Below are 12,381 nucleotides of genomic sequence, written 5' to 3'. Positions count from 1 at the left end.
CATTAAGAATTAAAATAGATTTTGTATTGTGTTTCAGATGAAAATATTCGTAGATTATGTTTTTATTTTCGTAATTATTAGGTGTATAAGTTCATTTTTTTCCAAATATTTTCGATACTTGTAATCAAATGATCTATATCAGAATCGGTGTGTAAAGGAGTGAGTGTTATACGTAATCTTTCTTCTCCTTTTGCCACAGTTGGATAGTTGATTGGCTGTATATAGATGCCAAAATCTTTGAGTAAAATATTCGAAATCCATGTGCACTTTTGAGAATTTCCAACCATGATCGGGATAATATGACTTTCATTAGGTATACAAGGAATGGACTTTTCCTCAAGAGATTTGCGAATTGTTCTTACGCGTTCCAAATATTTTTTTCGTTTTTCATAATTTTTTTTAATATATTGAATTGAAGTGATAGCAGCACTAGCAATAGCTGGCGGTAAAGATGTGCTAAAAATAAAACCAGAAGCAAAAGAGCGTATAAAATCGCATAAATTAACAGAAGCTGCGATGTATCCACCAAATGCACCAAATCCTTTTGCTAATGTTCCTGATATTATTGTAATACGATCCATAACCCCTTCTCGTTCAGCTATTCCAGCTCCTAGAGGTCCGTGTATTCCAACTGCGTGTACTTCATCTATATAGGTTATTGCGTTATATTTATCTGCAAGATCGCATATTTCTTTAATAGGAGCTATATTCCCACTCATTGAGTAAACAGATTCAAATATGATAATTTTAGGTGTAGAACGGCTAGTTTTAGCAAGTTTTTTTTCTAGATCTTCAAGGTCATTATGAGCCCATATAACTTTTTTACACCGTGCTTTACTAATACCTTCAATAATAGAAGCATGATTATTAGAATCTGAAAAGCATACGATGTCTTGAATCTTAGAGCAAAGTGTTCCTATCGTTGCCCAGTTTGCAATATATCCAGAATTAAATACAAGAGAAGATTTTTTTCCATGAAGATCTGCTAATTCTTTTTCTAGCATAACATGATAGTAATTTGTTCCTGCAATATTTCGTGTTCCTCCTGCTCCAATACCACATTTTTCAAAGGATTTTTTAGCATTATCTATGACAATTGGATTTTTCCCCATTCCAAGATAATCATTGGAACACCATATAGTTACTTTTTTTGATCCTTCGGATGAATTATAAATTGCATAAGGAAAATTACATTCTTCATATGCAAGTTCTGTAAAAACACGATATCGTTTTTCATAATGTAAATAGTCAATTTGATCTTTGAAAAATTTTTCGAAATCCATATAATGCTCTCTTTTTAACTGTAATACATACACTCTATTATTGATTATGAGCTTTTATATTCTTTAGTTGTAAACTTTATTTTATGTAGTAAGAAGCTTTCACATGATTATTTTTTAAATCTAAACAAAATAAAATTTATATTTTTAGTAATGTTAGCAATTGTTATTTGTGTATTATATATATTCCTAATCATATGATAAATAAGATAATAAAACGATCTTAAAATAATTATTTAAAATATTTTTAAGAAATATATAAATTAACACTTATTTATATTAAGAATTATAATAGTAATGTAGAATACAAATTATATTTTTATGTGGTAAATTGTTTTTGTGTTATATAAAGGGCAACAGCTGCAGCGTTTGATACATTTAGAGATTTTATTATGCCAGGCATATTTAGGTGAGCCATAGAAGTTGCAGTTTCTTGAGTTTTTTTGCGCAAACCTTTTCCTTCTGCTCCTAAAATAAGAGCTGTTTTTCCTTTTTTTATTTCTTTTTCTAATGGTTCTTTGCTATCGGAAGAGAGTCCTATCGTTTGGAATCCCCAGGAATGAATTTTTTCTAAAGCATCAGTTAGATTGCCAATTCTAATGTATGGAATATGCTCGAATGCGCCTGATGCAGATTTAGCAAGTACAGCTGATTCAGTAGGGCTATATCGTTTTGTTGTAATAATACCATCACATCCAAATGCGACAGCTGATCGTAATATTGCACCTATATTATGAGGGTCGTTTACATGATCTAATATGATGAGTAACTGGCTATTTTGTATTATGTCAAGTGCTGGAGGTAGTAATGGGGATGTTTCTAAGGCTATTCCTTGATGAGCAGATTCTCTTCCAACAAATTGGTCTATTATTTTTGGTGATACTATCTTAACAGGAAACGAATAGGATAAATTTTTATCCCAATCTAAACGTGTTAGAGCATTCTCTGTTACTAGTAATTGAAATATTTTCCTTTGAGGATTGTTGAGTGCCGATTTTACTGTATGAATGCCATATAGGAATAGATTTTCTTTTGGTGATGAGTATTGATCTTTTTTATTGAATGATTTCATTTTTTTTAGATCACGGTAATTTCTTCTCAGTTTTGCATAGTGTGAGTCTTTTGGAGAAGAAGTGCTCTCAGGATTTTTTTTTGATATTATGTCCATAGTTTTATTTTCCTTTAAATTATTTTTTTACTAAGGCTAGCATACTTTTATATTATAGATTTATTTTAGTATGGATTTAGTGGATATTTGTATGTTGTACAAATAAGAATTTGATCATTTTTATATGCTGTCTTGACAGTTATGAACTTAGAAGTCATAAGGATATTGCATTACGAAAAATTTTGTATAGGAGGGATGCCCGAGTGGTTAAAGGGGGCGGACTGTAAATCCGTTGGTTTATCCTACGTCGGTTCAAATCCGACTCCCTCCACCAAATTATTTTTCTTTTATGTGCGGGTATAACTCAATGGTAGAGTAGCAGCCTTCCAAGCTGAGTATGCGGGTTCGATTCCCGCTACCCGCTCCAGTGTTTTCTTGTTCTAGGATGGGGATTGAATTCTATTTATAAATAGCGTTTTCTCCTTTTCTTGGTATTTATGATGATTATAATAGGAATGAAATAAATATGACATTTATTTCTAATATTCTCCTTCGTGTAAAACCTTCTGCTACTATTGTTGCATCTCAAAAGGCGCGCGATTTATGCTCTAGGGGTATTGAAGTATTAAGCCTTACGGCAGGGGAGCCAGACTTTAGTATGCCCGAGAACATTAAGTATGCTGTAGTGCGTGCCATGGAGAGAGGCGAGACAAAGTATACTGCCGTGGCTGGTATACATCATCTTCGTGAAGCAATAGTTGAAAAATTTAAAAAAGATAATAATCTTAACTATAATACAAATCAGATCATAGTAGGTACTGGAGCTAAGCATGTAATTTTTAACGCTCTTATGGCCACTATTAATGCGGGTGATGAAGTATTAATACCTAAGCCTTATTGGGTTTCGTATCCTGACATGGTAGAGCTTTGTGGGGGTACACCTGTTTTTATTGATACTCAACAAAGTGACAATTTTCAAATTTCTCCAGAGGAGCTTGAGAAAGCTATTACGAGAAAAACAAAATGGTTGATTCTAAATTCTCCTTCAAATCCCTCAGGTGCGGTATATTCTAAAAATATATTAAAAGCTTTAGCAGATGTTTTGATTAGAAATCCACATGTTTATATTATATCAGACGATATTTATGAACATATTATTTATAGTAATTGTCAGTTTAAAAATATTGTAAATGTTGAGCCAGATTTATATGGGCGTACCCTTGTTGTTAATGGTGTATCTAAGGCATATGCAATGACAGGTTTGAGAATTGGTTATGCTGCTGGTATGTTAGATTTGATTAATTCAATGACCATTCTGCAAGGACAGCAGACTTCAGGGGCTTGTTCTATAGCACAGTGGGCTGCTGTTGAAGCCCTTAATGGTTCAAAAGATTTTGTTTTTAAAAACAGAAATATTTTTGAATTTCGTCGTGATTTATGCATATCCGAATTGAAAGGAACTCCAGGTATAAGTTGTATTGTCCCTGATGGTGCTTTTTATTTATATCCTTCTATTAATGATTTGATTGGGAAAAGAGCTCCTTCTGGAAATATTATAAAAGACGATCTAGATTTTGTAAATGAACTGTTAGAAGAAGAACATGTTGCTGTAGTGCATGGTTCTGCTTTTGGTTATGGTCCAAGTATACGTATTTCTTACGCTACATCTGATTCTATTTTAAAAGAGGCATGCATGCGTATTAAAAGATTCTGTTATTCTTTACAGTAATTATTTTTGATAAATATTGCTCTTAATTGTATTTTTTCTATGAAAAATAATTTTTATTAAATTAGATTTGTTCTTTAGGGTCACTTCGCAATGAACAATAAGTCTTTTTTAATAGGTGTAATATTTTTTTAATAATATTGACAAAAGAGATATATCTAAGCATAATAAATGACACTGTGGTTGACTTTTTTATCGCAGATTATCGTATGTTGAGATTATTTCTGTTGAATCCTCCTTTAATTTGGTAATTTGAGTGGGTATAGGTAGGTTCTTGGCCTTATATCAATTCATTGTCTTAAGGATTATCGTTCTTGTGACTTGTATTATCGGAATAAACTACTTATGTTGTTTTTTCCCTTCTCTTTTTTTGTTGAAGTGAGACCGTTTGGTTTTCTATGACGGTTATAGTCAGTTAGGTTCTAATTTTAAATGATACAAAAGTATTATTTATCTGGAATATTTGTTGTATTTAGTATGTTCTTTCGTATATTCTTTTGAAATTTGAAACGACTGTTATTTTTATTTGCTTTATTAATTGATTATATTTGCTTTATTAATTGATTATTAGAGTGCTGTGATATTAGAATCTGGAAGATTGCTATATGAAGATTTTTGAAAATATTCCTAAGGTTATAGGTGAGGCACTTTCTGAACGAGGTTATGATAATTTAACATCAGTTCAAGAGGCCGTTTTAAATCCTGATCTAAAAGAAAGGGATATTTTAGTTTCTGCTCAAACTGGTTCAGGAAAAACTGTAGCTTTTGGATTATCTTTAGCTTCAAATCTTCTTGAGGGGAATGATCGTTTTGGTCCGGCAGGATCTCCCCTTGCTCTTGCAATCGCTCCTACCAGAGAATTAGCGTTACAAGTAGGGCGTGAATTAGAATGGCTTTATGCAAAAACAGGAGTTGTTGTTACTGTATGTATTGGTGGGGTTAGCTTACATCGTGAACGTCGGGATTTGCAAAATGGAGCGCATATTGTTGTCGGAACGCCAGGGAGATTATGTGATCATATTCGAGGTAAAGGTTTGAATATGTCCCGTCTCAAGGCTGTAGTGCTTGACGAAGCAGATGAGATGCTTGATCTAGGATTCCGTGATGATATAGGATTTATATTGGATTCTTCTCCTAAAAAAAAACGAATGTTAATGTTTTCTGCTACTATTTCTCCTGCTATCACGGTATTAGCGAAGAACTATCAAAAAGATGCTGTACGTGTTAATATAGTCTCTGATAACCAACAACATAGTGATATAGATTATCGTGCTGTTTTGGTAGCGTCTAGTGATCGTGATAATGCTATTGTTAATATATTGAGGTATCATGATGCAAAAAATGCAATAGTATTTTGTTCTACTCGTGCATCTGTATCGCGTTTCACCAAGGTATTGGCAGATCACTTGTTCCAAGTTGTTGCCTTGTCTGGAGAATTAAGCCAACAAGAGCGTACTAATGCTCTTCAGGTAATGCGTGATGGAAGGGCTCGTGTATGTATAGCGACAGATGTTGCTGCTCGTGGTATCGATTTACCAGATCTTGAGCTAGTGATTCACGCTGAATTATCCTCTAACGCTGATAATCTACTTCATAGAAGTGGTCGTACAGGTCGAGCTGGGCGAAAAGGAATTAGTATCTTCGTTGTTCCTCAAAATATGCAACGTCGCGCTGAACGTTTGTTTAAAGAAGCTAATGTTTCTGTTGTTTGGGGGCAGACACCTTCAGTGGAGGCAATAGTGGAGCGTGATTATCAAAGAATTATTCATAGTCCATTACTGTCAGATCCTATTAAAGGTGATGAAAAAAAGATGGTCAGTATTTTATTGGAGAAACACGATTCTGAAACTATAGCAGCTGGTTTTTTGCGTATTCATCGTGCGGCTCTTTGTGTTCCAGAAGAGATAAGATCTGTTTCTTTAAGTTCTGGTAAAGATCGTTTTAGAGATGATTCTAGAAATTCAAAATTTGGAAGAAGTTCCAGGGATAACTTTAAAAACTCTGCATGGTTTTCTTTGTCTGTGGGAAGTAAACAAAAGGCAGAAGCTAGGTGGTTAATACCTATGTTATGTCGTAGTAGTGGTATTAATCGCCATAGTATAGGGGCTATTCGTGTTCAACCAGATCAGACTTTTGTTGAAGTTGCTGCGGATAGTGCGGATCTTTTACGCCGTTCTGTAAAATTAGATAGGGGTATTCAATTAAAATATTTGGATGGTGAAAAACCAGATTTTAAAAACAATAGATTTTCTAGTTTTACATCTAGAAATTTACAAGATAGTACGAAAAATAAGAGGTTTAAGAAGTTTAAAGGCTAAGAACTAGATCTAAAGTTATTTTAAATTTTCTTAATTTAATATGATAAAGATATTCTTTATTAAGGATTATATTATTTCGCAATATTTATTATAGTGGTTCTGTAATTAATAGTGATATTTTTAATCTTCATAATCAATATGTTTGATTCCTACTCGAAAATAATCATGGCCACTATAAATAGTCATAAGAGCTGAAATCCAAAGTAAGATAATTCCAGTTTCGGTAACGTAAGGTATAAAATCTTTACAAGAAGGTCCTGCTAATAAAAATCCAATAGATATCATTTGAATGGCTGTCTTAAATCTTGCAATTCGTGTAACGGGAACGCTAACTTTGAGTTCTGCAAGATACTCTCGTAATCCAGATACTAGAATTTCGCGACATAATATTGTTATAGCTGCCCATATTGAGTAACGGTTAATTGTACCATCTGCCGTCATTAAAAGTAGAACTGATGATATGAGTAGCTTATCAGCTATAGGATCAAGCATGCGACCTATATTGGAAGTTTGATTCCATATTCTTGCAAGATATCCGTCAAAAAAATCTGTAATTGAAGCAATGGTAAATAAAGATAAAGCTGTCCATCGCATAAGATTTGGGATCGCAAAGATTCCTATTTCTTGAACAAAAAAACACAATACTATGAGTGGCACGACTAAAATACGGCCATATGTCAACATGTTAGGGATATTATAAGAACGTTTAGCCATTTATTTATCTTAAGTAATCATTTTAAAGGTTCTGAAGAAGGACATCGGATAGGAAATACTTTATGTATATCACGTTGATTTATACGGAGTATTTTTATGGAAATGATTATAAATTTTATAAGCTATTTTTTTTGAAATTCCTTTTATTGATGCAAGTACTTCAGGGGAAGATCTAGATATCATTTTAACCGTTCCAAACGATTGCAGCAGTAAACGTTTACGCAAAGATCCTATACCATTAATTTCGTCAAGTGGATTATAAGTAGCTTTTTTACGACGTTTTCTATGGGCAGTAACAGCGAAACGATGTGCTTCATCACGAAGTCGTTGAATAAAATAAAGAACAGGATCACGCATGTGCAACATAAGTTCCCTTCCATTTTCTACAAAAAACTTTTCCATCCCAGCATTTCTGTTTTTCCCTTTAGCAATGCTGATAACCTTTATACGATTTTCAATATTTAATTTTTTAAATACGCTATTAGCTGCAGATAACTGTCCTTTCCCTCCATCAAGGATAACTACATCAGGCCAAGAAGGAAAGGAATATTCGCATTCTTTATATTTAAAAGTTAAATTTTCTTTATTCTTAATTAAAGAGGAGAATCTCCTTTCTAATACCACACGAATCATAGCACAATCATCTTGTGTCTTTATATCTTCTTGATTAAAAATGAATTTCTGGTATTGATTTTGTACAAATCCATTTTCTCCAGCCACAACCATACATCCAACAGCACTATAACCCATAACATGAGAATTGTCATATATTTCAATTCTTTTAGGAATACATGGTAATGAAAATTTTTTTGCAAAATCTTTCATGGCTATTTGAGTAGATATCTCTTCATTAAGTTTTTGTGAATGAGATTTGCGCGCGTTTATGAGGGATTGCTCAATTATTTTTCTTTTTTCGCCTTGTTTGGGAATCGTAATTTTGATTTTATATCCATATTTTTTAGACAAAGATATTTCAAGTAATGTTATTTCATCTGCTTCCTCTGATAACAAAATATTTTCTGGGCAAGGCTTGTCTTCATAAAATTGTCTAAGAAAATGACTCAAAATCTGTGAATTGGTTGATTCGGAATCTGTTTTTAAAAAGAAAGTACAGGTTCCTCTATTTTGTCCAAAGCGAAAAAAGAAAGCTTGTATACAAGCAATGTTTCTATCATGATAAATTGAGAAATAATCCATCGTCGTATTACAATTTAAATCTCTATGATTTTGGATATTTGAAAGTGCTACTAGCCTATCACGATGTAAAATTGCAGTTTCATAGTCTTCTTTTAGTGAGGCCTGATTCATCTGAAACGAGATTTCTTCTTTTATATTATTATTACGACCAGAAAGAAATTCCTTCGTTTTATGGACTAATTCCATATATTCTTCTGAACTTATTTCTCCAGTACATGGTCCAGAACAGCGTTTAATTTGAAAAAGAAGACAAGGTCTTGATCTGCATCCAAATACGCTATCTGAACAATTGCGAAGAAAAAAAGAACGCTGAAGGGCACTGATTGTTTTATCTACGGCTTCTACAGATGCAAATGGACCAAAATAACTACCTTTTAATACTGGAGCACCTCTGTGTTTATACAGTGCTGGTATTTTATGTTCGTCTGTTATGAGAATATAAGGAAAAGATTTATCATCGCGTAATAATATATTAAAACGAGGTTTCAAGCGTTTGATCATTATTGCTTCTAGAAGAAGTGCTTCGGATTCTGTTTTAGTAATAGTAAATTGTATATTTTGTATTTGACTAATCATATGCATGATTCTTCGCGTATGATTTTTCAATTGCATATAATTTTTAATACGTTTTTTAAGATTATAAGCCTTGCCTATATATAAAACCTTTCCAGTAGCATCTAACATTTGATAGATTCCTGGGCATTCTGGCATTTCTTTGCTAAGTGTCTGTATAATATTCATATTTTATTTTTTATCGATATTTTTAATAAGATATATTTTTTATTTAAAAGTAGAACAAATATTCTCATCTAATATAAAATTTAAGAATCAATATTCGTTTTAATATATACTATTACCCTTATATATATTTTTACAATAATAATAAAATATCAAGTTTTCTTGTTATCATGTATCATTATATTAAGATGAAGATACTATTGGTTAATATTAGTTATATTTTTGGGATTTACATTTTTACAACATTTCATTAATGTTTATTTTATAATGAATATGAAGTGATATGTACATTATGAACTAAATAATGATGATCGAGTGATAGTGTATTTGAGTTATTATGAAAGTTTATACGTCAAAGGCGGTTTTCTTGAAGTTAAGAGATATATGTTGCTTTTTTGCAACTATTATTTTTTACATTCGGAAAATTATATAAATAAATAGTTTACCTGTTTATTATATTAGTTTTTGATGCATAATTTATTCATAGTTTTCATCGTGTATTTGCCTTTTGTTCTTGACGATTGGAGATAATTATGGGAGCTATGACGGTCTTGGGTCCTTGTGACTTGTAGGGTATATCGCTTTATTTCGAAGATGTGCTTTTTTAATCATGGAGAAAATATAATGCAAAAATTCCTTTTAGCTGTTGGTGTTTCTAGTATTACACTTGCCTCGTTCTGTTCAGTTAATGCTGCTGATGCTGTAGTATATAATCGTCATCATAATAGTGCTTCTCGTGGGAAAGTTCCAACTGCTTATACTAATAGATATGTTACTTATCAGAGCTTTGTTGGTCCATATGCAGGTTTAAGTGCGTTATATAACACAGATTTTTCAAAAGCAAATCATGATCAAAACCGTTTAGGAGGTGCTGTTTATGCTGGATATAATATGCAGGATTATGGTATAGTTTATGGTGTTGAAGGAGATGTTCGCTACGTTTTTAGTGTAGAGTCTGAAACTAAAGACGCAGCTGATGCTCGTCCATATACCTTGAATGGCGTATCCGGATCGTTGCGTGCTCGCGGAGGATATGAAGTAGTAGATTCCGTATTGTTATATGGTACTGCTGGTATAGACGTTGTTAGAAAATTAGCAGGAAATAATGCTAGCTATCCTTTAGGTGGAACAGCTGGTGTTGGTGTTGAGGCTATATTAGCTGATAATATCACTGGTCGTATAGAATATCGTTTAACTGAATATTTCAAAGAAGTTAATCATGTTCAGAATATGTTCTCTGCTGGTGTAGGAATGAAATTCTAATATTGCTATTTATTGCATTATTTAGACCGGGCTTTATAAAAAGTCCGGTTTTCCTTTATAATTTTTTCAATTTTATTAATTTGTTCTGTGAAACATAAGTTAATGATTTCTATAATCGTATCGCTTCTATTTGATGTTTTTTATTTTTATATTAAATAATAAAATTTTATTTTCTTGCTAGATAAATATATTGGTCGTGAATTATTTATTATAACCATATTTGAGTAATATAATTGAATAAATTAGGGAGAAGAACAATTTTTATATACAATATATTGCCACTTTTTGTGTCTAAAAAGACTTTCCCTAATATTTTTGATGTTTTAGCGTTTATATTGGTTGTTGGGATAATCGTTATTCTATTCCATGGTATACAGGAAACAACAGTATCGAGTGATATTGTAGATATTATTCCTATTACTCTTGATGTAAATGTTTTGCCAAAATATGCATTACGTACGACTTTGCGTATGCTAATTGCTATAGTTATCTCTCTGTTATTCACTTTTATTTATGCTACTCTTGCAGCTAAGAATCGTAGATTAGGAATGATTCTTATTCCTATTTTAGATGTTATGCAATCTGTTCCTATCCTTGGATTCTTAACATTTACGGTTGTTTATTTTATGAATTTATATCCTGGAAGAGTTATAGGTGCTGAATTAGCAGCTATTTTTGCTATTTTTACTAGTCAAGTATGGAATATGACTTTTAGTATGTATCAATCTCTTTGTAATATTCCAAAAGATTTAAAAGAAGTAGCTAATAGCTTTAGGCTTTCTGGTTGGCAAAATTTTTGGCATTTAGAGGTGCCCTTTAGCATTCCAGGGTTAGTCTGGAACATGATGATGTCAATGTCTGGGGGATGGTTTTTTGTAGTGGCTTCTGAAATGATTGTAGTTGGAGATACAATTATTCCTCTCCCAGGTATTGGTTCTTACATATCATTAGCAATTAAAGAGCGAAATTTATTAGCTGTTTTATATGCAATGCTAACAATGTTAGGGGTTATTTTTTTATATGATCAGTTGTTTTTTCGTCCTATGATTGCTTGGTCAAATAAATTTATCCTTGAAAAAACTACAGCAAGATATTCTTCCGATTCTTGGGTATTGCATTTATTTCGTAAAACAAATTTTTTGCGTTTTATAGGATATAGTTCTTGGAATGTTTGTTTGCCGTTATCTAATAATATTAAAAAAATATTTCGTATATTTAAAAAAATACAATTCCATATTCCAGAAGATTGTTTCCATATTTATTACAACAAGAGAATATCATCCATAATGGATGTTTTGTGGTTTTTAATGGTGTGTAGTATTGCTATTGGAATAGCTTGGAAATCTATTGGTTATATATCGGATCATTTTACTTATCATGATTTCATGCATGTATTCTGGCTTGGCTGTATTACAATGTCACGCGTGCTTATTTTAATTTTTATCGCTACTATTATTTGGGTTCCTATTGGTATATGGATTGGTTTTCGTCCTAATATTGCTAGTAAAATACAACCATTCGCTCAATTTTTAGCTGCATTCCCTGCTAATGTTTTTTTCCCTCTAGTGGTTTCTTTTGTCTTTTATTATCATCTCAATCCTGATATATGGTTATCTCTTTTGATGATATTTGGGACTCAGTGGTATATTCTATTTAATGTTATTGCTGGAGCCAGTGTTTTTCCAAATGATTTTAAAGAAGTAGTAAGAAGTTTTCATATTACTGGTTGGCGTTGGTGGAGATATGTTATTATTCCAGGAATTTTCCCTTATTATATTACTGGGGCTATTACAGCATGTGGAGGTGCATGGAATGCTAGTATTGTTGCTGAAGTGGCTAGTTGGGGTGATATACATCTTAGAACAATAGGTTTAGGTGCCTATATTGCAGAAGCTACAGAAAAAGGAAGCTTTCCAGAAGTATCTCTTGGTGTATTAGTAATGTGTTTCTTTGTTTTAGCACTGAATCGTTTTTTATGGCATCCCCTCTGTCTATATGGAACACGTCACATGCGTAATAATTAATATTTATGTTTGG

8 protein-coding genes and 2 tRNA genes are annotated in these 12,381 nt (G+C 32.2%); 6 read left to right on the top strand and 4 right to left on the bottom strand.

Annotated features, from left to right (window positions below; genetic code table 11):
* Window positions 1–77: 77 nt before the first annotated feature.
* Both hemA and GY664_RS03095 read right to left on the bottom strand, forming a co-directional pair.
* A complete protein-coding gene (gene hemA, locus GY664_RS03100; protein ID WP_333948006.1) occupies window positions 78–1,283 on the bottom strand; it encodes a 5-aminolevulinate synthase in 1,206 nt (401 codons plus the stop codon).
* 316 nt (window positions 1,284–1,599) lie between these two features.
* Window positions 1,600–2,448 carry a TrmH family RNA methyltransferase gene (locus tag GY664_RS03095; RefSeq protein ID WP_333948005.1) on the bottom strand — a complete coding sequence of 283 codons (849 nt, stop codon included), beginning with the start codon at window positions 2,446–2,448 and terminating at the stop codon, window positions 1,600–1,602.
* A 189-nt stretch (window positions 2,449–2,637) separates the two neighbouring features.
* On the opposite strand from GY664_RS03095, the gene GY664_RS03090 reads away from it, so the two are divergent.
* From GY664_RS03090 to GY664_RS03075, 4 genes are all read left to right on the top strand, one after another.
* Window positions 2,638–2,722, top strand: a tRNA-Tyr gene (locus tag GY664_RS03090).
* Window positions 2,723–2,741: 19 nt separating this feature from the next.
* A tRNA-Gly gene (locus tag GY664_RS03085) sits at window positions 2,742–2,815 on the top strand.
* A 99-nt stretch (window positions 2,816–2,914) separates the two neighbouring features.
* Complete coding sequence (locus GY664_RS03080) at window positions 2,915–4,117, top strand: pyridoxal phosphate-dependent aminotransferase (protein ID WP_333948004.1); 1,203 nt, start codon at window positions 2,915–2,917, stop codon at window positions 4,115–4,117.
* Between the two features lie 602 nt (window positions 4,118–4,719).
* Window positions 4,720–6,432, top strand: coding sequence for a DEAD/DEAH box helicase (locus GY664_RS03075; protein ID WP_333948003.1), 1,713 nt, complete (start codon window positions 4,720–4,722; stop codon window positions 6,430–6,432).
* A 120-nt stretch (window positions 6,433–6,552) separates the two neighbouring features.
* On the opposite strand, the gene pgsA is transcribed toward GY664_RS03075, so the two are convergent.
* The gene (gene pgsA / locus GY664_RS03070) at window positions 6,553–7,146 is read right to left on the bottom strand and encodes a CDP-diacylglycerol--glycerol-3-phosphate 3-phosphatidyltransferase (protein ID WP_333948002.1); all 594 of its coding nucleotides are present in this window, start codon (window positions 7,144–7,146) and stop codon (window positions 6,553–6,555) included.
* 69 nt (window positions 7,147–7,215) lie between these two features.
* Window positions 7,216–9,084: an excinuclease ABC subunit UvrC gene (uvrC, locus tag GY664_RS03065; protein WP_333948001.1), complete on the bottom strand. Its 1,869-nt coding sequence runs from the start codon at window positions 9,082–9,084 to the stop codon at window positions 7,216–7,218.
* A 621-nt stretch (window positions 9,085–9,705) separates the two neighbouring features.
* On the opposite strand from uvrC, the gene GY664_RS03060 reads away from it, so the two are divergent.
* Together GY664_RS03060 and GY664_RS03055 are read left to right on the top strand one after the other, a co-directional pair.
* Complete coding sequence (locus GY664_RS03060; protein ID WP_333948000.1) at window positions 9,706–10,344, top strand: outer membrane protein; 639 nt, start codon at window positions 9,706–9,708, stop codon at window positions 10,342–10,344.
* A 257-nt stretch (window positions 10,345–10,601) separates the two neighbouring features.
* Window positions 10,602–12,368 carry an ABC transporter permease gene (locus GY664_RS03055; RefSeq protein ID WP_408612130.1) on the top strand — a complete coding sequence of 589 codons (1,767 nt, stop codon included), beginning with the start codon at window positions 10,602–10,604 and terminating at the stop codon, window positions 12,366–12,368.
* Window positions 12,369–12,381 lie beyond the last annotated feature (13 nt).

The organism is Candidatus Liberibacter brunswickensis (assembly GCF_036858155.1).
In the GTDB taxonomy this organism is placed as follows: Bacteria; Pseudomonadota; Alphaproteobacteria; order Rhizobiales; family Rhizobiaceae; genus Liberibacter; species Liberibacter brunswickensis.
Note: the sequence above shows the minus strand (reverse complement) of the source record. Positions and strands in the feature narration are given on the sequence as shown.